This is a genomic window from Anabaena sp. TISTR 8404 (genome assembly GCF_056847745.1).
On the sequence record NZ_CP180578.1, the window covers coordinates 5,580,714 to 5,604,400 of the forward strand.

At 40.7% G+C, this 23,687-nt stretch carries 20 protein-coding genes; 4 read left to right on the forward strand and 16 right to left on the reverse strand.

Features of this window, described 5'->3' with window-relative positions:
- Window positions 1-18 precede the first annotated feature (18 nt).
- Window positions 19-816, reverse strand: a complete 798-nt coding sequence (locus ACMX3D_RS24250) for a DUF6816 family protein (protein WP_482748355.1) — start codon at window positions 814-816, stop codon at window positions 19-21.
- Window positions 817-1,329: 513 nt separating this feature from the next.
- On the opposite strand from ACMX3D_RS24250, the gene ACMX3D_RS24255 reads away from it, so the two are divergent.
- Complete coding sequence (locus ACMX3D_RS24255; RefSeq protein ID WP_482748356.1) at window positions 1,330-2,178, forward strand: hypothetical protein; 849 nt, start codon at window positions 1,330-1,332, stop codon at window positions 2,176-2,178.
- Between the two features lie 279 nt (window positions 2,179-2,457).
- On the opposite strand, the gene ACMX3D_RS24260 is transcribed toward ACMX3D_RS24255, so the two are convergent.
- The 12 genes from ACMX3D_RS24260 to pstS all read right to left on the reverse strand — a co-directional run bounded on the left by ACMX3D_RS24260 (window position 2,458) and on the right by pstS (window position 14,270).
- On the reverse strand, window positions 2,458-2,862 hold the full coding sequence (locus tag ACMX3D_RS24260; RefSeq protein ID WP_482748357.1) for a ChuX/HutX family heme-like substrate-binding protein: 405 nt from the start codon (window positions 2,860-2,862) through the stop codon (window positions 2,458-2,460).
- Window positions 2,863-2,911: 49 nt separating this feature from the next.
- Entirely contained in the window at window positions 2,912-3,865 is a 954-nt protein-coding gene (locus ACMX3D_RS24265; RefSeq protein ID WP_482748358.1) for a PhoH family protein, read from the reverse strand.
- 290 nt (window positions 3,866-4,155) lie between these two features.
- Complete coding sequence (rpsU, locus tag ACMX3D_RS24270; protein WP_062292053.1) at window positions 4,156-4,332, reverse strand: 30S ribosomal protein S21; 177 nt, start codon at window positions 4,330-4,332, stop codon at window positions 4,156-4,158.
- Window positions 4,333-4,500: 168 nt separating this feature from the next.
- Entirely contained in the window at window positions 4,501-4,935 is a 435-nt protein-coding gene (locus ACMX3D_RS24275; RefSeq protein WP_482748359.1) for a KH domain-containing protein, read from the reverse strand.
- Window positions 4,898-5,158, reverse strand: coding sequence for a 30S ribosomal protein S16 (rpsP, locus tag ACMX3D_RS24280; protein WP_193886195.1), 261 nt, complete (start codon window positions 5,156-5,158; stop codon window positions 4,898-4,900). Before rpsP ends, ACMX3D_RS24275 begins: the two co-directional genes overlap by 38 nt.
- Before the next feature lie 219 nt (window positions 5,159-5,377).
- A complete protein-coding gene (ffh, locus tag ACMX3D_RS24285; RefSeq protein ID WP_482748360.1) occupies window positions 5,378-6,841 on the reverse strand; it encodes a signal recognition particle protein in 1,464 nt (487 codons plus the stop codon).
- Window positions 6,842-7,172: 331 nt separating this feature from the next.
- Window positions 7,173-8,387: a DUF790 family protein gene (locus tag ACMX3D_RS24290; protein WP_482748361.1), complete on the reverse strand. Its 1,215-nt coding sequence runs from the start codon at window positions 8,385-8,387 to the stop codon at window positions 7,173-7,175.
- On the reverse strand, window positions 8,317-9,894 hold the full coding sequence (locus tag ACMX3D_RS24295; protein ID WP_482748362.1) for a DEAD/DEAH box helicase family protein: 1,578 nt from the start codon (window positions 9,892-9,894) through the stop codon (window positions 8,317-8,319). Before ACMX3D_RS24295 ends, ACMX3D_RS24290 begins: the two co-directional genes overlap by 71 nt.
- Before the next feature lie 219 nt (window positions 9,895-10,113).
- The gene (gene pstB, locus ACMX3D_RS24300; RefSeq protein WP_482748363.1) at window positions 10,114-10,920 is read right to left on the reverse strand and encodes a phosphate ABC transporter ATP-binding protein PstB; all 807 of its coding nucleotides are present in this window, start codon (window positions 10,918-10,920) and stop codon (window positions 10,114-10,116) included.
- Between the two features lie 136 nt (window positions 10,921-11,056).
- Window positions 11,057-11,938 (reverse strand): phosphate ABC transporter permease PstA, encoded by an 882-nt coding sequence (pstA, locus tag ACMX3D_RS24305; protein ID WP_482748364.1) that lies wholly within the window; start codon window positions 11,936-11,938, stop codon window positions 11,057-11,059.
- Between the two features lie 19 nt (window positions 11,939-11,957).
- Window positions 11,958-12,908 (reverse strand): phosphate ABC transporter permease subunit PstC, encoded by a 951-nt coding sequence (gene pstC, locus ACMX3D_RS24310; RefSeq protein WP_482748365.1) that lies wholly within the window; start codon window positions 12,906-12,908, stop codon window positions 11,958-11,960.
- 180 nt (window positions 12,909-13,088) lie between these two features.
- Window positions 13,089-14,270: a phosphate ABC transporter substrate-binding protein PstS gene (gene pstS / locus ACMX3D_RS24315; RefSeq protein ID WP_482748366.1), complete on the reverse strand. Its 1,182-nt coding sequence runs from the start codon at window positions 14,268-14,270 to the stop codon at window positions 13,089-13,091.
- Window positions 14,271-14,478: 208 nt separating this feature from the next.
- On the opposite strand from pstS, the gene cruG reads away from it, so the two are divergent.
- Window positions 14,479-15,678: a 2'-O-glycosyltransferase CruG gene (cruG, locus tag ACMX3D_RS24320; RefSeq protein ID WP_482748367.1), complete on the forward strand. Its 1,200-nt coding sequence runs from the start codon at window positions 14,479-14,481 to the stop codon at window positions 15,676-15,678.
- A 42-nt stretch (window positions 15,679-15,720) separates the two neighbouring features.
- Here cruG and rnhA read toward each other — a convergent pair whose 3' ends face one another.
- From rnhA to ACMX3D_RS24335, 3 genes are all read right to left on the reverse strand, one after another.
- Window positions 15,721-16,629, reverse strand: coding sequence for a ribonuclease HI (gene rnhA, locus ACMX3D_RS24325; protein WP_482748368.1), 909 nt, complete (start codon window positions 16,627-16,629; stop codon window positions 15,721-15,723).
- Window positions 16,630-16,927: 298 nt separating this feature from the next.
- Entirely contained in the window at window positions 16,928-19,498 is a 2,571-nt protein-coding gene (locus ACMX3D_RS24330; RefSeq protein WP_482748369.1) for a PAS domain-containing hybrid sensor histidine kinase/response regulator, read from the reverse strand.
- 142 nt (window positions 19,499-19,640) lie between these two features.
- The gene (locus ACMX3D_RS24335; protein WP_482748370.1) at window positions 19,641-20,354 is read right to left on the reverse strand and encodes a rhomboid family intramembrane serine protease; all 714 of its coding nucleotides are present in this window, start codon (window positions 20,352-20,354) and stop codon (window positions 19,641-19,643) included.
- Window positions 20,355-20,505: 151 nt separating this feature from the next.
- Here ACMX3D_RS24335 and ACMX3D_RS24340 point away from each other — a divergent pair, with 151 nt between their 5' ends.
- Together ACMX3D_RS24340 and plsY are read left to right on the forward strand one after the other, a co-directional pair.
- The gene (locus tag ACMX3D_RS24340) at window positions 20,506-22,617 is read left to right on the forward strand and encodes a tetratricopeptide repeat protein (RefSeq protein ID WP_482748371.1); all 2,112 of its coding nucleotides are present in this window, start codon (window positions 20,506-20,508) and stop codon (window positions 22,615-22,617) included.
- Window positions 22,618-22,893: 276 nt separating this feature from the next.
- Window positions 22,894-23,583 carry a glycerol-3-phosphate 1-O-acyltransferase PlsY gene (gene plsY, locus ACMX3D_RS24345; RefSeq protein ID WP_482748372.1) on the forward strand — a complete coding sequence of 230 codons (690 nt, stop codon included), beginning with the start codon at window positions 22,894-22,896 and terminating at the stop codon, window positions 23,581-23,583.
- Window positions 23,584-23,687 lie beyond the last annotated feature (104 nt).

Here is a 23,687-nt window from a genome sequence, read left to right on the forward strand (position 1 = left end):
AATAGCTAATACAATAAATCATTCTTCTGGGTGAGATGGAACTTCTACAGGAAAAAATTCCAGACGATAGCGATAAAGGGCTACTGGTTGAGAACCCGCCTGAAAGTAATCTGGATCTTGGGGTGAAAGGTAAACCGCAGTCACTTGATCTGCTTCAATTGCTGGATTATTTGTTGGCAGTTTATTGTAAGCAGTTGTAGATTCTACAGAGTTAAAATAAGGACGAGAACCACCTTTAAATAGTTGTTGAAATACTTCAGTCGTAATGTATTGATGATCAGAAATACTTTCTGTAGCGCGTGCTGTGACGATAGAAACTAATTGGCGTTCTCCGCGTAAAAATGTGATTTGCCGATTAGGAGATTCTGGATCTACTTTGACTGATAATACTGCTTGCTCACCTAAATAAGCCTTAGCTAAATTCAAACTATTGAATGCTCTATCTGCTACTAAAATTGGTGGTTGATTATTTATTTGAGGAATTAATTTTAACCCAGATGAGATTGGTGGTTTTTGTTTAACAAACCTAACAATAAAACTTACAGGACGATTAAGTTGTTGACGGTTACTTTCAAACCCAGGTGTAACAATATCTGGTGCTAAAGGTGCAGCCAAATCTACCAATGTACTTGTAACTTTCCAAGTACCTGCCATCCATTCAGGGTAAGCTAAATCGCCTGAAGCTGGCTGAACAGAAGTTAATTTTTCCCATTGAGGAAAGTTCGTCAAGCGTTCTGATAATTCACCTGCGGCTGCATTTCCACTCCATCCCAGCAAAAATAAAACAATTAAGCAAAAACGGTAAATTATCTTCATAATTTGTTATTAGTAATTAAAAAAATTGGTTATTCAGTTCATTTTCTGGAACAGAATAATAAATAAAATATAAATTTAACCTGTATTTATTGCAGTAGATAGATTTTCAGGTTGTGAGACTTTCTGTAAAACTGGGGTTTTGATCATCTACCATAAAACTAACGCAAGAACCAAAAATTTACACTAACCTTATGAAAGTAGGCAATTGCTCACAAAAAGTTTACTTGCATGTTTGCCTAAGATAAAGATTAAATTTACACACAAGAAAATTAGATAAAAAAAATCTGTATAAATATCCAAAACTAAGTAATTAGATTTAAAATTCTGTACAATGTCGAAAAAAAGATATCTGGGCATCTAAATCCCGCATAAATATTCAAATGCGGTAATTAACCGCTTAAATCCTATCTAATCAATGTTTGTTTTATTGAATTGTTTAACAGAAAGCAACTTCAGACATATCGATAGGATCTGAAAATTAGTAGTGTTAATACTTGTTAAAAAATAGCTTTTATGAATACTAAAACATTCAACTATGTTAAGTGGGGTTTTGTTGTAGCGTTAATCGGAACTGTGGCTACAGTTGCTACTGTTCCAGAAATTAGATGTAGCATAGGCTTGTTGGCAGATACCTGCACGATATCACAGCAAGAAGTTGAGCTTATTACACAAACAGAAATAGGTGAACCTTTAGCAGACGTTAAGCTTCAAGTTATTGCCAAAGGCTCACCTGAAAACGATTATACCGATAGTAATGGCTATGCTAGGGTCAATATTCCCACTAAAGGTAAGGTTCGTGTCAACTTAAATAAATCTGGCTATCCACCTCAAAATTTTAATATTAACTTGGCAGTTGAGCAAGAGACAGTTAGGATTATTCGGTTGTCTAAATCTGGTCAACCTGAAGTTATTGCAACTCCAACAGCGCCTCCTATTACTGCTCCAACCTCTACCAATGGTACTACTCCAACACCTGAGACAGAAGTGAATCCTACTCCTCAACCTGGTGATATTGGTCGTATTGTTACTAACGCTTCTTTAATAAATGAGGCAACTTGGACTATTGAATCATCTCCAGTAAATAGACTTTTGACTTTCTATTTTTACGTTGAGGCTACAAGCAATGGCGATAAAGTTGGCAGTTTTGATGCAACACTTTTTCGTGAGGGGAAAGACATCTGTACTATTTCTCTGAATTCTAAGACTTCTTTTACTGCTGTAAAAGGTGTGTATCAGGGAAAAGCAAACTGTAATGACACTTTAGTTAAAAATAGCCCAGCTACCTATCGAGCAAAAGTAAAAGCTGTAGAGATGACTCCAACAACAATTCTCCTAGACTATGTTAATGCAGTGCAGAAATAATTGAACACTAAGGTTAATCAAATCTATTGCTAGAAGATACTAGTTCCTTAAAAATTGGAATAAGAATGTTCACCCTAATTGCTGTTAAGTAGGTCGATGTTAAAAATTGTCGTTATGACAAGGCAGGAGGCAGAGGACAGAAGGCAGAAGGGAAGAGGGTTTTAGATAATTTTACTTTTCGTTACATAACTTCTGTTTATTTGCACCGTTCTACTTACGCCAATATCAATGTTGGGTTTCGCTGTCGCTTCACCCAACCTACAACAAATAGGAAATGACTTATATCTCTACTGGTAAAGGCTGCCAAACTTCGCCATATTTCTCTTTTAAATCATGCCAAGCTTCTACTTGACCAGGTTCATATTCTCCCGGTTTTCCCCATTGAAGAAATAAGCTTAAAGCAGGTTCTTGTTTATCATCTAAAAACCGGATGGCATAGGTGGTAAAGTTACCTCTTTTCGCTTCACCTGTTTCAAACTTCACCTGGGTAATTTTGTCCATATTGAGGTGAAATTCAAAGCCTTCGGTGTGCATATTGGCATACTTACCTTTGGGTAATTCAGCATAAAATAGTTTTTCTATTTTGCCGCGTGCTTCTAAGACAGCAGCACTACTAGTCACGATTAAACGTAAAGTTCCTAGAGTTTCGCAAGCTTCTAAAAATTCTTTTAAATTTCCACTCATAATTAATTAACCTTTATTTATTTACAAACTATTGATTATTGACCAATAACTATTTTTCATATTTTTCGTAAGCTGCTACAATTCTTTGAACTAAAGGATGACGCACTACATCTTTTTGGGTAAATTCGCAGAAACCAATGCCTTCGACGTGTTTTAAAATTTCTAAAGCTATTGACAGACCTGATTGTTGGTTATGAGGCAAATCTGTTTGTGTAGTATCGCCTGTAATCACCATACGCGAACGAAAACCCAAACGCGTCAACACCATTTTGATTTGTGCGGGTGTGGTATTTTGCGCTTCATCCACTATTATGAAAGCATGATTTAGGGTACGTCCGCGCATGTATGCGAGTGGTGCAACTTCAATAATGCCACGTTCCATTAAATTGGGGACTTTTTCAGCATCAATGAATTCGTAAATTGCATCGTAAAGTGGACGCAGATAAGGGTTAATTTTTTGTTGTAAGTCTCCTGGTAAAAAGCCCAACCTTTCACCAGCTTCGACGGCTGGACGAGTTAAAATCAGCTTTTCTACTTGGTTGGAGAGGAGTGCTTGTACGGCCACAACTACGGCCAGGTAAGTTTTACCAGTACCAGCTGGCCCTGTGCAGAAAGTAACGTCACGTTTGCGGATGGTTTCAATGTACTGTCGTTGACGAAATGTTTTGGCGCGGACTTCTTCGCCACGACGAGTTCTAGCAAGAACATCTCGGCGTAATTCTTGGAGTTCGTCTTCCCGATCGCTATCTAAGGCTTGACGGGCTGTTAAAATATCAGCACTGGAAATAGTGTTGCCTTTAATCCAAAGGTCTTCGAGCGATCGCACTAACCGCGATGCTAAATTAATCTGTGCATCTGTACCCGTAATTCTTAATTCTTGACCGCGTAATACTAACATCGCGCCTGTTTGTCGAGACAGGATTTTGAGATTTTCTTCACCATCACCTGCAAGCGCGATCGCACTCGGAATATTAGGCAGCTGAATTGTTAAGGCATCTGCCATAGTTATATTTTAAATGTGTGAGGAGTTATTGTTAACAACAGTCTAGTATTTCTGAAATTTTTTATTAGAGTTTTTAGTTAGCTTTATTTTTACATTATTTTATAGTGATTCGTTGTTTCTACTTGATGAGTATCAATCACTAATCACTATCTCACATAGTTATGTAATTTTTTATTTAGGCGAGGATAATTTAATTTTTGCTGATTTTTTCTAGTAAAGTAGAGACGCGATCGCGCCTCTACACTGTTGAGTTTGAAATGACTCAACTTTTTCAACCTTAAATCATACGCTTAGTAGCGAACACCTTTACGTGCTGCTTCTGCTTTACGCTTCCGGCGTAGACTGGGTTTTTCGTATCTTTCCCGACGTTTAACTTCAGATAATATCCCGGCTCTTTGAATTTTCTTTTTAAAACGTCTTAGTGCCGAGTCAATTGTTTCATTTTCACCTAGACGGACTTCAGCCACTCCCTAATTTCACCCCCTGACAGAGATTTAGAAGTTGCATTCAAAAATAGCATTTAGAAATCAGGTAAATGAGAGAAGACAGGAAGCAAAAGCACAAAGAATGAATTTCATACTTTACACTTCATACTTCATACTTTTCTCTCATCTTCCTTTCTTTATAGTTTAAACCTAGCGGAAACGTGGTTTAGCAACAGGTCTTGGCCCGTTGTTTCCGCGTCTATCCCTAGTTTTTGGTAGCGGCGGTCGCTCTTCGCGGTCTTCATCAAAAGACATACCATCTCGCCCCATAGCAGTGCTGCCATAAATATCCAGGTATACTGATTGTCCAGCAAGTTCCGCCGCAGCGGCAATTACTGTCCGAATCGCCTGAATATTGCGTCCGCCTCGACCAAATACTTTGCCTTTATCTGCACTGTCAAAGGCAATGCGAATCCAAGCTTTTTTGAGGGTGTGAGAAATTTCACAATCAACGCTTAAAGTCTTTGGAGATTCTAAAAACGGCTGCATCAAAAATTGGACTAATCCAACGTAGTTGGGATTAGCTGCAAGAGATTTTGTGTTGACGTTATGATGCGGGTTTTGCACTGACCTGTTCAAAAACATTAGCTTTTACTAAGATGCGACGTACGGTGTCAGTGGGTTGTGCGCCTTGTTGTAGTCGCTTGACGATGCCGGGAACGTCTAGACGTACCTCATCGGTTCTGGGGTTGTAAAATCCCAGTTCTTCTAAAGGACGACCATCACGGCGAGAAATGCTATTCATGGCGACAATGCGGTAGCTCGCTTCCCGCTTTTTTCCGTATCGCTTCAAGCGCAGTTTGATCATGTTGAAGAATCTTTCTCCTGTTTGTATGTATTTTTCGCAGCGAATAAACTAAGGAAGCAACTAGGCTAAAGTGCCTTTGTTAATAACTTCCCATGCTGAAACGCTTATTTTAACACTTGATTAGTGTTTACGGCTATTGGGTTAATTGTCAACAGTCAATGGTCAAGGGTCAATAGTCAAAAAACTGTGGACTATTGACCCTTGACTTTGGACTTTTGCTTAAAGATTGCCAAAACCTTTTTTCTTTTTGTCTTTGGGTTTCTTTTTCTTAGTAGCACCGCCGCCGCCATTGTAACCGCGCCATCCAGGGGCGGCGGGACGGCCTGCACCTGCGAAGGCTGTACCACCGCCACCGCCAAACATTCCACCAGGCATACCGGGGAAGTTACCTTGACCCATTTGTTGCATGAGCGATCGCATTTTTTGGAAGTCTGATACCAGCTTGCTCACATCTGGTTCTTTGTAACCAGAACCAGCTGCTACCCGTCGTCTCCGACTGGGAGAACTTGCCAACAAATCAGGGTCTTGGCGTTCTTGCTTGGTCATGGAATTAATCATCGCTTCGCAGCGTTTTAGCTGGGTTTCTCCCTGCTTGAGTTGATCATCAGAAAGCTTGCCCATACCGGGAATCAGCTTGAGAATGCCTCCCAGTGACCCCATATTTTTCAACAAACGCAGCTGTTTGAGAAAGTCGGTAAAGTCAAACTTCGCCGACAAAATTTTCTCCTGCATTTTCTCGGCATCTGCCAAGTCAATTTCTTCTTGGGCTTTTTCTACCAAGGTCAGGACATCGCCCATGCCCAAAATCCGTGATGCCATCCGGTCAGGATAGAAAGGTTGCAGGGCTTCAACTTTCTCTCCGATACCAACAAATTTAATTGGTGCGCCGGAAATTTGCCGGACTGACAACGCCGCACCACCTCGGCTATCACCATCTAACTTGGTGAGAATTGCGCCAGTAATGCCAATTTGCTCATGGAAGGTACGGGTAAGATTAGCAGCTTCTTGACCAGTCATCGCGTCCACCACCAACAAAGTTTCGTGGGGTTGGACTGTTTCTTTGATGCGGGCTAATTCCGCCATCATATCTTCGTCGATTTGCAGACGACCAGCGGTATCGATGATGACTGTATTGACACCTTCAGCTTTGGCGCGTTCTACACCTTGGCGGGCGATTTCCACTGGGTCAGCATCACTTCCCAAGTCAAATACGGGTACATCAATTTGTTTACCCAAGGTGATCAACTGATCAATCGCCGCTGGACGATATACGTCTGTGGCGACTAACAAACAGCTACGGTCTAATTTCCGCAAATGTAAAGCTAATTTGGCTGTGGCTGTGGTTTTACCAGTACCTTGCAAACCAGCCATCAACACAATAGTAGGTTTCTCTTCAGTTTCTGCCAGGGGAACGTTTTCTTCCCCCATGACTTGCACTAATTCATCGTAAACAATTTTGATGAACTGCTGGTCAGGGCGCACGCCAGAAATCACCTCGGCTCCCTGCGCCTTGGCTTCAACTTCGCTAATAAAATCTTTAACTACCTGGAGGTTGACATCTGCTTCCAATAAGGCGCGGCGGACTTCTCGCAAAGCCTCTTGAATATTGGATTGCGAAATTTTGTCTTGACCCCGAAGTTTTTTCCAGGCGGATTCTAAACGGTCTGCTAGTGCATCAAACATATCTTAGTTACAAGTAGTTAGCCAATGAGGAAGCCGGAATTGTCGCTGAGTGCGATGCAGAATTTCCGGTAGAGTTTTAACGTGCTATCTACCAGCTTAGTAGTTTTCACTCCGAGTTGAGCAACTAGATACCTAGTTATGTTTGGGTGGGAAACCGTCTTTTGGGTGTAAATTGTGATTTTGGAAGTAGCAAGAAGTGCAGGCGATCGCTTTTATTAAACAACGCTTATTTGCTGACAGTTACATGATTTTCAGGCTTTTTGGATTTGTTCAATTAATACTGTCGATTTTGGCATAGACTCATTTATGACATTTAACCCACTAGTAGCGCTTAATTTATTACTGCTAACACAGACTTTGGCAGTAGCTTATCTTTAAACCAAATAATTTTCGCAGGTACATCATTTAATTTAACTCCTGCTTTTTCCAAATTCAGCCGTTCCGAAATTGCCAAAATCAAATTATCACATCCTGCACGCCGCACCTGAGAAAACTTTTTCTGTAGATATTCGGGTCGCCAATAACCAACAATTTCTAATAAGTATTCTCGACCATCAGGATGGACTAAGCGAAAATCGGGAATCATCACACTACCAGGAATTGGAATTAAATCAACTTCTCGCTCTAAAACCCAGTCAGTTTTTAATGCATCCCATTTATCAGCAAAGGATGCTTCCAGCATACTGTCGTAAGGTTTACCTTTAGAATAGTGCGACACTAGACCACATTCGGAATTAAGAGTAAACCTACCAGTTCTCCAAGTATCTGTGTAAACATCACGAGTTTGCAATGTCGCAGAAAGACTCCATTTTGTTACATGAAGTAAAGCCGGAATGAGTTTTGCGATCGCCAAACCATATCGCGTACTAGGATGAAATAAACTTGTCGGCCCATCAACTGTAATCGTAAACCCGTGATCAGCATCACCCTCAATGTATGCCATCAATTGAAACAACTTTAAATAGCGAAATAACAGCTTATATTCTCCTGGAACATTGCGATGAGCATTTAACACTAATTGACTAGCTTTATAAAAAATTCCTTGCACCTGCGATAAGTTATAGCGATTTAATATATCCACTGGTGAAGGTGGATCAAAAGCTGTCAAAATTTTATTTTCAGATAAGTCAGCATATAACCCAGCACGCACCTGTTCTAACAAAACTTCTCGTTCTAATTCTTGACTTAATTCGTCAGCAATTTTGCTTAAGGTAGCTTGGGTTGATTCTCGACTCGCAACTGACTTAGCAGCGAGAGCAAATACCCGTTCTCTTAACATTGGCGGTTCTAAAGGACTCACTACTTCAAAAGTACAAAAATTGCTTTTGATAATGTAAGCTAATCCTCGTTTAACACGATAATCTGTAGCATCACCTTCTAAATCTAAAAGCTGCCTTTCTAACTCACCCTGAGTCTTACCGAGTGCAGCTTGAAAACAAGCAATTAACTCATTTGCCAACGCCAAATTTTTATCATCAATCTTCAGTCTCTTGGGAATGATTTCTTCTCCGTTTAGGCGATGGCTTAGTAACTCTGTTGGTAACATCTGTTGAATTTTGAATTTTTGATTTTGGATTTTGGATTGAATAATTTATTTCTAATTGTTCCGCCGCCTTTAAACTTCTTTCCTGCTTACTTCCATACACAACCTGCAAATTTCCTTTCCTTTTTTCTTCCCCAGCTTTCTTCTCCCCTCGTCGCCGCGCTGAAGTTCCTTCTTCACTGGTATCTTCAGCCACTACCTCATACAGAATAGCTTGTTTATTCTCAATATTTCCCTTACGTAAAACCCTGCCTAAACGTTGAATATACTCCCTCGTTGAACCAGTCCCCGAAAGAATAATTGCTACCGAAGCCGCAGGGACATCAACACCTTCATTCAACACATGAGAAGCGATTAAAGTATTGTATTCACCTTCACGAAATTTAGTTAATATTTCATGGCGTTCTTTTACAGGTGTTTGATGGGTAATTGCCGGAATTAATAAGTCTTGGGAAATTTTATAAACCGTGCCATTATCAGCCGTAAAAATTAATACTCGCTCAGGATAATGTGTGGCTAATAAATCAGCTAAGATGCGCAACTTGCCATCAGTACCTAAAGCAATTTCTTTGGCTTCGCGGTGCGCTAACATTGCTCTACGGCCAGCTTGCGATCGCGCACTCATCTGCACAAACATTTGCCAACCTTGAATACTTCCCAAAGAAATCTTAGATTGACGCAAAAAATCATTGCGAGTTTGAATTAATTCGTTGTATCTTTCGCGCTCAAGTTGCGATAATTTCACTTTAATTTGAATAATTTCATGTTCGGCTAAAGCTTTTCCTGCCAAATCTTCAGCACGTTTGCGATATACCTCTTGACCAATCAGAATATTTAAATCAGCGTGTTTACCATCGGTGCGTTCTGGTGTCGCTGATAATCCTAAACGATAAGGCGCGATCGCATATTCAGCAATCACGCGATTAAAATCTGTGGGTAAATGATGGCATTCGTCAAACACAATCAACGCATATTGATTACCCAAAGCTTCTGCATGAATCGCTGCACTATCGTAAGTCGCTACTAATATCGGTGACTTATCACGCGAACCACCGCCTAGCAATCCCACCTCTGCATCTGGGAAGGCTGCGACTAAATGTGCATACCATTGGTGCATCAAATCCAAGGTTGGCACAACAATCAACGTGGTGCGCGGTGTCGCCTGCATCGCCATCTGCGCCAGATAAGTTTTTCCCGCCGCCGTTGGGAGTACTACTACTCCTTGTCTTCCCGCCAATTTCCAAGCAGCTAATGCTTCACTTTGGTGGGGGTAAGGTTCCATTTCTAAACTCGCAACCAAATCTATCGGATAAAATGCCTTCGCCTCATCGATAAATTCTACTTCTTCCGCTTGCAGTGCTTCTACTAAAGCACGGTAGCGAATCGCGGGAATCCGAAACTTTTCCACGCGATCATCCCATGTAGCATAATCCATCCAAGCTTTACCGCGTGGTGGTGGATGCAAAATTAATGTACCGCGATCAAAGGTTAATTTGGAGGTGCGAGCCATTCCGAATTGATTGGGGATTGGGAATTAGGATAGTCAAGACCTAAGTTTTTCTCAAATCTTGATTTTTAAGTTGTGCTTAGTAACCATCCTACAGTTATTGATGATAGTATTTGCCTGCTCTATTGATCCCATCAATCAGCAACACCTATAAAAATAAAATTAGATATGCGCTGCATACCTAATTCTTGATTCTGACAATATTTAATTAATTTGCAATAATTAACCAAATCTACCGCTAACGTAATCGCGGGTATCTTCTTGCTGAGGATTATTGAAAATTACTTCTGTTGCATCATACTCTACTAGATAGCCAATCCGACCGCCTGTTTCTGTAGGACGGACGTTGAAAAAGGCTGTCTTGTCAGAAACCCGCGCCGCTTGCTGCATGTTGTGGGTAACGATAACGATTGTATATTGCTCTTTCAGTTCATGAATTAGCTCTTCAACCCGCAACGTAGAGATCGGATCTAGAGCAGAGCAAGGTTCATCCATGAGGATGATTTCTGGTTGAACTGCGATCGCTCGTGCAATACACAATCTTTGTTGCTGTCCACCTGACAAAGACAAGCCACTTTGCCTGAGTTTATCTTTAACTTCATCCCACAAAGCTGCTTGACGCAAACTCCGCTCAACTAATTCATCCATGTTACCTTTGTAGCCATTGATTTTGGCTCCAAATGCAATGTTGTCATAAATTGATTTGGGAAATGGGTTTGGTCGTTGAAATACCATCCCAATGCGGCGACGCACTTCTACAGGGTCAACCTCGGATGCGTATAAGTTTTTCCCATAATAAAAAACTTTGCCTTCGGCTCTAAATGAATCAATTAAATCGTTGAGACGGTTATAGCATCTTAGCAATGTACTTTTACCACAGCCAGAAGGCCCAATAAAGGCTGTTACTTTATTTTTGGGTATATCTAGCCAAATATTTTGTAAGGCTAAGTATTTGCCGTAATAAACGTTCAGATTTTCTGTGCGTAATACGGTATCTGTGCTATTCGCTGTGCTAATGTTAGTAGCCATAAAAGGTCTAATGTATGTTTTTGGGATGGTAATGCAACTTTGCTGTCTGGTTACTAGGCTTTTTGATGGAAATAAAGCACCCGTGATCAACAAGGTTCTTCATTTCATACTTCAAACTTTATACTTCAGACATCCTCTAAGCTTTTTGGCGAGTTGCCCAGCGGGCAATAATACTGGTAATCAACACCATTAATACCAATATTAATGATGCTGCCCAAGCTAGTGACTGCCAATTTTTAAATGGGGAAATTGCAAAGTTAAAAACCAAAACAGCCAAAGAAGCTGTTGGTTTGAATAAGCTATTTGGCCAGAAGGTAGAAAATAAAGCAGTAAATAACAAAGGAGCGGTTTCACCAGCGGCTCTAGCGATCGCTAATGTTGATCCAGTTACAATAGCTGGTAATGCAGCCGGCAATACGACTTGTATAACAGTTTGAAAGTTAGTCGCACCTAAACCTACAGATGCTTGTCGTAAATCCTGCGATACTAGCTGTAAAGCTTCATCAGTTGTTTTCACAATAATTGGCAACATCAAAATTGCCAAAGCAAATCCTCCGCCAATAGCTGAATATGATCCTAAGTTCAGCCTTACTAATGTCAAAACCACAATACCATAGGCGAATACCCCAGCAATAATTGAAGGCACTCCACTTAAGACATTAGTAGCAAAACGTACCCACCTAGCTATTTTACCAGAACTAAACTCAGTTAGGTAAATTGCTGCGATTACACCAAAAGGAATGCTAATTACAGCTGCAATCCCCACCATCAGCAGAGTTCCAACAATCGCATTACCAAAACCACCACCTTTTCTTAAAGGTGCTGGTGGTAATTCAGTTAACACACTGAGGTTGAGACTACTGAATCCTTGAATCAGGACATAAGAAAGCACTGCCACCAAAGGCACTAATGCTAAAACTCCGCAGACAACAGCCACCCCGGTCATCACTGTATTAAACAGCGTCCGAGGCGACATAGCAGCACGAGTTAAACTCCTTTCTGGATAATGAGAAGTCATAAATTAAACCACAATTAAGCTACACTCGCTTGACTCGGAGAACGATAAACTCTGCCAAAATATTTACTATCAGTGTTAAAACAAATAAAACTAAAGCAGCGTACATTAAAGCAGCAACTTGTAAACCACTGGCCTCTGCAAATTGATTTGCTAAAAGAGAAGAAATTGTATTGGCTGGCGCAAACAACGAAGCACTAATTTTGTTGGAGTTACCAATCAACATTGTGACTGCCATTGTCTCTCCCATTGCCCGACCAAGTGCTAACATCACAGCACTAACAATCCCAGAAAAGGCAGCCGGAATTAAAACTTGAAAAATTGTTTCCCAACGTGTTGCACCTAACCCTATGGATGCTTGTCGTAAACTAGGTGGCACAGAAATCAAAGCATCTCTGGAAATCGCTGTAATAATTGGCAAAGTCATAATTGCCAAGATAATCCCAGCAGGTAACATTCCTGGGCCAGTAGGAGAAGTACTAAACAGGGGTAACCAACCAAAGTAGGCATTCAGCCATTTGCCGATATTGTTTAAAATCGGGATTAAAACAAAAATTCCCCAAACTCCATAAACCACGCTGGGAATAGCAGCCAGGAGTTCCACCAAGAACACCAACACAACTCTGGCTTGGGTGGGCAGAAAATTTTCACTTAATAAAACAGCAGTGCCAACACCAATAGGTACAGCAATAAGTAACCCAATAAAAGAACTAACTATAGTTCCATAAACCTGAGGTAGCACCCCATATTCATCATTCACAGGGTTCCAATTACTCTGAGCTAAAAAGCTCAGACCAAATTTTTGGATGGCAGGCCAAGCGCCAATGGCAACCTGTACAGCAATCCATAATAAAGTAGCAGCAACTGCTAGTGCAAAAATCCGAGTCAGCCAAATAAAACTCCGATCTAAAGACCGACCAAGTTCGGAGCGATTTTTAATTGCTGATGGCAAATCTTGAGAGTTTGTAGCCATGAATACTGACTTTAAAGATTAAATCAGAGAAAAATGTGAGGGAACCAGCTTAGTCAACTTATCCTGATAGGGTCTTGAAAAACTGAGACATCAAAAAGTCATATTAATAGTAAAAAGCCTTGGATTTACTATTAATTAAAGCAATTTTTGACTTTATAGATGCCTCATTATTTTTGAACACTATTTGCTGGCACTAGTGCTACCACTAACCGCAATTTTGTAGTCTGGACTAATTTGGTCAGCCGCAGTAGCTACTTTCTGCACAACGTTTTGTGGTAGGGGAACATAACCTAATTCTGGCGCTAATTTCTGACCTTCAGTTAAACCGTACTCAATCATCGCTTCTACGGCTTTGGCTTTAGCAGGATCGGAATATTTCTTGTAAGCCATAATCCAAGAGTAGGTAACTATTGGATAAGAATCTGCACCTTCTGGGTCAGTAATAAAGGCACGGAGATTTTCAGGCAGAGTTACTGCTTCTAGAGTTTTAGCTGCTGACTCGTCGGTAGGAACAACAAATTTGCCACCTTTGTTTTCTAAAGCAGCATATTTGAGATTATTTTGTTTGGCATAACCGTACTCGACGTAACCAATCGAGCCTTGAGTTTGTTGAATTTGGGCAGTTACACCTTCATTACCTTTGCCACCTACTCCTACTGGCCAGTTAACAGTTTTGCCATCACCAATTTTACTTTTCCATTCTGGGCTGATGGTGCTGAGGTGTTTGGTAAATACGCCAGTAGTACCACTACCATCAGAACGATGCACGACTGTAATTGCTTGGTCAGGTAACTTAGCGTCTGGGTTAGCTGCTTTGATTTTTGGATCGTTCCAATTTTTGATTTTGCCTAATAAGATATCGGTGTAAACTGCCCTTGGTAGCTTGAGTTCTGCAACATCTGGCAAGTTATAAGCAAGGACAATGCTACCTGCTGTCATGGGCAACAAAATTACGCCTTTATCTTGTGGAACCTTCTGAATTTCGTCATCCTTCATAGCCACGTCGCTGGCACCAAAGTCTACAGTACCTTTGATAAATTGCTCAACTCCAGCACCGCTACCCACTGACTGATAGTTCACTTGTAAACTGGGGTATTTTTTGTTTAACTCAGTGAACCAACTTGTATAGAGTGGAGCTGGAAAGGAAGCTCCTGCACCAGTTAAACTTACGTTGCCGCCAAGATCCAATTTAGCCGGGCTGGAGGCTGTAGCATCTTGAGCTGTGCCGGAAGGAGTATCTTTGGTAGCAGAACTGTCGGAGCCTTGCTGTCCGCCACACGCAGCTAAACTCAATGTCAGTAATAACACTGCTGTTGAAGCTGCTAAGCGGTTATTTTTTATTGGATTTAGACGTGAAAGCATCGGTGTTAATTTTCAGTAAAATTCCAGGTTAGCGCTTCTAAGATAATCCTAAAGGAGAGATGCGTAGGTAAACGGAAGGTTAAGAGGAAGAAAAAAAGTGTATTATTTTAACTAAATTTTACAATTTTCTTAGTTAGCTAATTGATAAAATTTATACTTCACTGTGTTTTGAGTTACAGATGAGCCTTAGTAGAGCTAACAGACATTTATGCACAACGCTTTGACAGTAGAAAGCGTTATACCGCTTATATTGCTACTTATCCAACTACCAGCAACAGCGATTTTGCTATCGCGTCTACTGAAAGGGCCGGGAAGACTCCCACCAATTCAACCCCAACAGGCTACACCGGAGCTTTTGGGTAATGTCAGCGTTGTTGTTCCCACGTTAAATGAAGCTCGCCGCATTACTCCTTTATTGTCTGGTTTGAGTTTGCAAAGCTACGAAGTTAGAGAAATTATTGTTGTAGATAGTAATTCTCAAGATGGGACTCCTGATTTAGTAAAAGCTGCACAGCAAAAAGATCCCCGCTTTCGTGTGATGACTGATGATCCGTTACCTGCTAATTGGGTAGGTCGTCCTTGGGCGCTACACAACGGCTTTTTATATAGCTCAGAGGATAGCGAATGGTTTTTAGGGATGGATGCTGATACTCAACCACATCCGGGTTTGGTTGCTGGTTTAGTCAAGGCCGCAGCAGCACAAGGCTATGATTTGGTGTCACTCTCACCCCAGTTCATCCTTCAGTATCCGGGTGAGTGTTTATTACAACCTGCTTTATTGATGACTTTGTTGTATCGCTTTGACCCAGCGGGAATTAGAACTGAGCAACCAGAAAGGGTGATGGCAAATGGACAATGCTTTTTGTGTCGTCGTTCTGTTTTAGCAGCTGTGGGTGGTTATACCAGTGCTAGTAGTTCTTTTTGTGATGATGTGACTTTAGCGCGATATATTGCGGCACAGGGATATAAGGTTGGCTTTTTAGATGGCGCAAAGGTGCTAAAGGTGCGGATGTATGAGGGAGCGCTAGAAACTTGGAAAGAGTGGGGGCGTAGCCTCGATTTGAAAGACGCATCAACTCCTGGGCAAATTTGGGGAGATTTATGGCTACTTTCAGCAGTGCAAGGTTTGCCGCTGCTGACTTTACTGGCTTATTTAATTTTTCTTCCCGTAGCTTTATCACTCCCGCAGCTTTTATTGCTGGGTTTGAATGGATTTCTGTTGCTGATTCGCTTGGGAATGCTTTTTGCGATCGCTCCTTCTTATGACCGCAAAACCGCTAAGGGTGGTTGGTTATTCTGGTTGTCTCCTTTAGCTGATCCCATTGCTGTATTACGCATCTTCTTATCTGCATTCCGCACTCCAAAAGAATGGCGGGGGAGGAAATATGGGGTGAGTGCTGAGTGCTGAGTATTTAATGCACCCTTGCACCCTGCACCCTGCACCCTTGTCTTATTCTTCCTCACCTCCCACGCGATCGCCGCGTTCAAGTTCCCAAAGAATTTGATTACCTTCGCGGCGGACTCGTGACACAATCCAGTTCCGCCAGCGCCATTGATCCCCCCGGCTAGTGACGGCGCTGGCGTGGACATCCATTAAGTCTGCTAATTCAGAACTAGTAATTAGATAGCCTTTTTCAGCAATTTCATCAGCGATACGTAGAGTTTCAACTAAGTTGCGGAGTTGTTCGATCCTGATTCCAGGCGTTGTTGTGTCAATTGCGGCCGCAGTCTGTGCGGTGGATGGTTCCATAAGAGTTATGTCTGATGCAGATGTAATGGTTTCCGATTGATCTTTGTTAATTATTGTCGAGTGTGCCTTATCTTCAGAAACTTTCGCTACATTTAGTTCATTAGAACTAGGTAAAGTTTTGTGATTGTTGCTAGAAGATACTTCTTTCAATGAAGGGATTTTACCAGCAGCAAAACTACGGGCGATCGCATCACAACGTTCGTTACCAACGTTACCAGCATGACCACGAACGTGTTGCCAACTGATTTGGCGGGTATTCAGTTCATCTAAAACTTCTAAAAGGTCTTGATTTTGTACAGGATTACCATCTGCTTTTTTCCAACCTCTTTTTTTCCAACCTTTTACCCATTTGGTAACACAGTTGATGAGATATTCACTATCGGTATACAGAGTGATGGGTTGAGATTGTCCAGAGGTATGGAAATATTTTAAAGCCGCGATCGCTGCTTGCATTTCCATTTTATTGTTAGTTGTATGGGTTGCAGCATCACCCATTTCGTGAACTGAGCCATCGTTGAAATAAACTACAACGCCCCAACCCCCAGGGCCAGGATTCCCAGTACAAGCGCCATCAGTATATATACTTTGAATTATGCTTTGGCTAGACATGATGAATATATCGAAACCGCATGGTTACGCAGAGAATATAAAAGTTTAGCGGCAAAAGATGGGTAGCAATATATATGTTACTGGTGAAAAAATCAAGTGTTTGTTGAAAAGGCTGAAGTATGAAGTGTGTAGACGCGCAGCGGCTTGCCGCAGGCTAGTGTGAAGTGTGAAGTATGAAATGAAGAAAGAAGAGGTTAGAGGTTAGGGACTAAAGACTAGTAATTTTTTACTCAGCAACGCCACTTGCTTCAACGGAGGGAACCTCCGCAACGCAGTGGCTCCTCAGCACTCAACACTCCTAACGGTTAACTAAAGTAGCGATCGCTCTTACTAGTGCATCGGGATCGACTGGCTTGGGGATGTGCAATTGAAATCCTGCTGTTAGTGCTTGTTTTTGGTTAATTTCGCCAGCATAGGCTGTGAGAGCGATCGCGGGTACATTTCCACCTTGTTGGGGCGATCGCTGGCGCAACTGCCGCATTAGCATATAACCGTCAATTTCGGGCATTCCAATGTCACTAATTAAGATATCAGGTACTGACTGCGACAGTTCATCCAAAGCTTCGGCTGCGGATGTGACTGTGATAACATCCACACCGTAATCATGCAAAATAAAGCTAATTAAGTCGCGGATATCTGGTTCATCATCCACCATTAAAACTTTGACACCCGAAAGATTGGGAGATTCGGACTCACCAGTTAAAGATTCATTTGCTTCTCGTCTGACTTGTTCGTTGATCACTATCAAAGGTATCCTGACTGTAAAGGTAGCGCCCAATCCTTCACCGGGGCTGTCTGCTTTGACTGTTCCACCGTGCATTTCTACCACCTGGCGTACAATCGCCAATCCTAAACCTAAACCGCCGAATTTGCGAGTCGTAGTACCATCAGCTTGACGAAAGTAATCAAATACGAATGGTAAAAATTCTGGGGTAATTCCTTTTCCAGTATCGCTGACTTGAATTTGCGCTTGACCATCAATTTCTTTAACTTCAATTTCTACTTGTCCGGCCGCTGGGGTAAACTTGACTGCATTAGAAAGTAAATTCCACACTACTTGTTGCAAGCGATTGGGATCACCCATGACTTGCCCAATATTGGGGTCAAATACGGTGTGAATTTGAATAGATTTGGCTTCTGCTGCCAAGCGTACTGTTTCTAATGCTGCTTGCACAAGCATAACCAAACTTACCGGACAGACATTTAAGCTTAATTTTCCTTGGAGGATGCGAGAGACATCTAATAAATCTTCGATTAATTGGGTTTGTAATTTGGCGTTGCGTTCAATAGTTTCTAAAGCTTGTTTTGTAGTTTTTTCATCAAACTTGCGATTTCGCAGCAATTTTGCCCAGCCTAAAATCGGGTTGAGGGGAGTCCGCAATTCGTGGGAGAGAACAGCGAGAAATTCATCTTTGATGCGGTTAGCAACTTCTGCTTCTTGACGGGCGAAGCGTTCTGTTTGTAATAATTGATCGCGTTCTTGTTCGGCGCGTTTGCGATCGCTAATATCTAAAACAAAAGCCACTCCTCTATCTTGAGAATCATTTAACAACGCTACACCTAAAACAATCGCTACCCGTTTACCATTGCGATGCACATATTCTTTCTCGTAAATCTGCGAAACTCCGGTTGCTTGAACTTCAGCGATCGCGCGATCGTCTAAATGTTGATACTCTGGTGGTGTGAGTTCTCGCCAATTAATTTTTCCTAAGACAGTAAATTCATCACGCGTGTAACCAGCTAACTGTAAATAAGCATCGTTAGCATCAATAATGAAACCTTCGACATTCCAAAAAGCTACCCCAACCAAGTTAGACTCAAACAAGCGGCGGAATCGAGCTTCACTTTCGCGTAATGACTGTTCTACTTTTTTATGTGTAGTAATATCACGAGAAACGATAATTACACCTTCAATACTTTCGGCATGATTGCGTAGTGGCGTGAGAATATATTCATAGTCACGCACTCCTTCGATTGTGACTAATTGACATTCATCCTTGATTGATTCTCCAGAGGCCATCACAACTTTTTGTTGATTTTCTACTTGTTCGGCAAAATCATTGGGCAAATTCAGGTCTCGCAATGTTTTACCCAGAAGTTCCTGCGGTTCTAAGCCTAGTATTGCAGCACCGCCATGACTGATATATTTATGGCGACCGAAGCGATCAAAGATGTAAATATGATCCACAGAGGCGGCGAGGATGGCATTTAAGAGATTTGCTTGTTCTTGAACTTGGCTTGTTAGTTGGCGAGTGTTTTCTTCTGTCTGCTTGCGAGATGTAATATCCATACATACGCCGAACATTCTTACAGCCTGTCCTTTCTCGTCATAGTAAAATTTTCCTTGAGAAGAAATCCAATGCAGGCTTTGGTCAGGCCAAATAATGCGAAATTCGTCTTTGTAGTCAGTATTATTTGTCAAAGCAGCGCTAATATTTTTCGTTACAGCTTGTCTATCTTCAGGATGCAGACAAGCTAAAAATGCAGCGTAATTATTTTCAAAGCTACCTGGAGTTAAACCAAACAGCAGTTCATGGCTTTCTGACCAAATTAATTTATCGGTCAAAATATTCCAGTCCCAAAAACCCATCCAAGCAGCATCTATGGCCAGTCTGAGGAGTTGTTCACTTTCTTGCAGGGCAATTTCAACTTGTTGGCGTTCGGCTTTTTCTTGTTGGAGTTGTTGCAACGTCCATGCCATCTCTGCTTGACTATGAGGAGTTATGCCTGCTTTTGTTAGTTTGGCTTGAAGTTCAATTAATTGTGCTTCCAGTGCTACTTGCTTGCACTGATATTGAATTTCTAAGTCTTCTAACTCTGCAACACGCTGCCGTAAAGCTGCTAATTCATCTTGATCATGGTCTGGCATTTTGAAAACCACTTGCAATAAATAATCTCAATTGAAACGGCAGAGACCCCATAGTGTGAATGAGTATGGATTTTTTTCTGCAAAAATACAATCTCTCACTGGGTACATAAACTATTCAGCCGCAAGGTATATGATAAATTTATTAGACTGCGCGATCGCCTATCTTCAATTTGATGTAAGCCGCACCCATCAATAATCCAAAAATTTGCATCCAATAAGCTAAGCTCAGGGAATTTGCCCCAACTGGTGGAATGTTTAAACTACCAATACCATAAAAAATTTGCTGCACGAACCACCAAAAGGCATAAAAAGTTGCTGGCAGTTCCAGAGGAATATATATAAGTAATAAAGGTAAAACTGTATAAATTTTTGTGTAGGGAAACTTCATCACGTATGCGCCTAAAATTCCCGCGATCGCTCCATTTGCCCCAATTAATGGCACTGTTAAATTCGGTTCTGCGATAATTTGCATCAATCCCGTCAAAATGCCAGCCGTTAAATATAATCCCAGATAACGCCTATGTCCGAGCCAATTTTCAACACTTTTCCCAAAAACCCACAAAAATAGTAAATTACCTAATATTTGGCTAAAACTAGCATGAATAAACAACCCTAAAACTAGAGAAAGCGATCGCCAAAAAACGACAATCCCAGCTGCGGGATTGCCAAAAATTGCGTTGGTAATTGCTGCTGTAATTTGACCTGGAATCAAACCCCAACTATGAACAAAATATCCTAGTTGACCAGTTAGTTCTAGCTGAAGTTCCCAAAGAAAGATAGCAATATTAATGCCAATCAACCAATAATTGATGATTGGTTTGCTACGATTATGCAGGCGATCGCTAATAGGAATCATGAAAATAAAGTTAAAAGTAAAAAGGTAAAAGGCAGGATGCAGAAGGCTCAAGAATAAAATTTCATACTTCAGACTTCATACTTCACACTTCAGACTTTTTCTTGTGGCAAGATTGGAATCAGACTGCGTTGCATTTAACTAGGCACACACAATGCTGGGAAACACACTTGTTGGAAGATACCAAATTATTAGCCACTTGGGAGGTGGGGGATTTGGTGAAACATTTGTAGCCTGTGATACTCAGCTACCAGGTTCGCCGCAATGTGTTGTGAAAAAACTCAAACCCCAAGCCAGCAATGTAGCGACTTTAGAGATAGCCAGGCGTTTATTTGACACTGAAGCTCAGGTTCTTTATAAATTAGGTACGCATGATCGCATTCCGCAACTGTTAGCTTATTTTGAAGAAAATGCCGAATTTTATCTTGTACAAGAATTCATCCCTGGTCATGATTTAAGTCAAGAGTTAGTCTCTGGTAAAACTCTTAGTCAAGACCAAGTGATATTACTTTTACAAGAAATATTAGAAATTTTAGAATTTGTTCACCAACAAAATGTTATTCACCGTGATGTAAATCCCCGCAATTTACTTAGACGGGATGCGGATGGCAAGTTAATCTTAATCGATTTTGGGGCAGTCAAACAAATTACTACCCAAGTAATTACTCCCGAAGGTCAAACTAAATCTACTGTTGCTATTGGTACTCCAGGCTATCTTCCTAGCGAACAAGCACAAGGTACACCAAAATTTAGCAGTGATATCTATGCTGTAGGGATAATTGCAATCCAAGCTTTGACTGGTTTGTCTCCTGAACAGTTAGAAAAAGATGCGGAAACGAATGAAATCATTTGGGAAAATCAAGTTAAAGTCTCGCCAGATTTGGCTACTTTTTTAAATAAAATGATCTGTTATGATTTTCGCCAACGTTATTCTTCAGCTACAGTAGCATTAGAAGCTTTAAAAAAAATCAATCAACCTGATAATAAAACCATCAGTATATCTCCGACATATTCTCCAAAAAATATTAAAATTAATAAACATAAAAAAGGTTTATTTATAAAATTATTATTAGCAAGCTGTTTATTAAGCATTACTGGGATAGCATCTTTATTTGTGATTAATAAAATAAATACAAATAATGCTATAGAATTATCCAAGCAAGGAAATACACTTTTTGAATTGCAACGCTATCAAGATGCTTTATCTGCCTACAAACAAGCAGTAAATATTAGACCTGATTATGCCCAAGGCTGGAATGGGCAAGGTAAAACATTGTTTAAATTAAAGCAATATCCAGCAGCTTTAACTGCTTATGAAAAAGCAATTCAAATTCAGCCAGATTATGTAGATGCTTGGAGTGGTAGAGGTTTTACATTACAAAAATTACAACGATATCCAGAAGCGATCGCTGCTTTTGACAAAGCTTTACAACTACACGATGATTACCCAGAAGTTTGGAACGCTAAAGGTGAAGTTTTCACGGAATTAAAGCAATACGATAATGCGATTAAAGCTTATGAACAAGCTATAGAATTAAACCCAGATTATGTTGAAGCTTGGTATAGTAAAGGCTTGGCATGGCAAAATTTAAAACATTACGATGAAGCGATCGCAGCTTATGATAAAGCTCTAGAAATTAAATCTGATGCCTATCAAATATGGTATAATCGCGGTAATGCTCTGGTAAATTTAAACCGCTACGAAGACGCTTTTACAGCTTATGATAAAGCGGTGCAATATCAACCTATTTACTACCAAGCTTGGTTATCTAGAGGTAACGTTCTCATTACTTTACGACGCTATCCCGAAGCAATAGAATCATTTAATCAAGTGATCAAAAATGATTCAGATAACTATCAAGCATGGTACAACATTGGTTGGTCACAACATCAACTGCAACGCTACGAAGACGCGATCGCAGCTTATAATAAAGCAGCCAACATCAAACGCAACGATTATCAACTGTGGTACAGTATAGGAAATTCTCAATACAATTTGCAGAAATATGCCGAGGCGATCGCGTCTTATAATAAAGCAGTACGCTACAAACCAGCGCATTACGAAAGTTGGTATAGCAGAGGTAATGCTTTACTAAATTTAAACCGCTATCAAGAAGCGATCGCATCTTACAACCAAGCTATTAAATATAAACCAGATTATCAACAAGCTATAACTGCTCGTAACCAAGCCGAAAGTCAGCTACAAACAGAAAATCCAAAACCAATCATCGTCCCAATCATACCTAATATTAATCGCAACAGATAAACCCTAAGAGGTTGTTTGAAAAGTATTGTTGGTAACATCAAAATTTCAAAAACCTAACCCCCCAAGCCCCCCTTCCCTACAAGGGAATGGGGGTTTCAAAGCCTCTCTCCGCTTCGGGGAGAGGTTTGGAGAGGGGTTTTTAGTATAATTTTGGACTTTCCAAACATCTCTAAGCTCATCTCATGTAGTTTGTTGACTGTTGACTTTCAGCTATAACTCAGCAGTCAAAACCCTTTAAACTATTGACTACAGACTCTTGACTTGTTTGGATTGTTTATGGCTATTTGGTTAAGTTTGTGTGGCGCGGTTTTAGTGGTAGCTTACTTGTTGGGTTCCTTCCCTACTGGCTACATTGCTGTCAAGCAGTTGAAAGGTATTGATATCCGGGAAGTCGGTTCCGGTTCAACAGGAGCTACTAATGTACTAAGAACTTTGGGTAAAGGGCCAGGAGCTTTTGTTTTAGCACTTGATTGCTTAAAAGGAGTATTAGCGATCGCTTTAGTTTATGCTTTATTTAAATTCGCTGCTACTTCAGAAGTTATTCCCCCAACTGTAGACTTGCAATTATGGCAACCTTGGATGGTAACTTTAGTTGGGTTAGCTGCTATTTTAGGACACAGTAAATCAATTTTTCTTGGCTTTACAGGTGGCAAATCTGTAGCTACCAGTTTAGGAATATTATTAGCGATGAGTTGGCAAGTAGGCTTAGCCACCTTGGGAGTATTTGCCGTTGTTGTAGCTATTTCTAGAATTGTATCGTTGAGTTCGATTGCTGGAGCGATCGCTGTTTCTATTTTTATGATAGGTTTCCATCAACCATTACCTTATATTTTGTTTGGTATTGTTGGTGGATTGTATGTAATTGTACGCCACCGTAGTAATATACAGCGGCTGCTGGCAGGTACTGAACCCAAAATTGGACAAAAAGTAGCTACAGAACCCGAAAAAACAGAGCAGACTGTTTAATTTTTGATCCTCTAAATATTTTGGGACTGACAAAATAACTCTTAAAATATTCTCTGAGGTACATCTTATTTTCTCATCTCTAGCCTCAACAAGATGTACCTCGC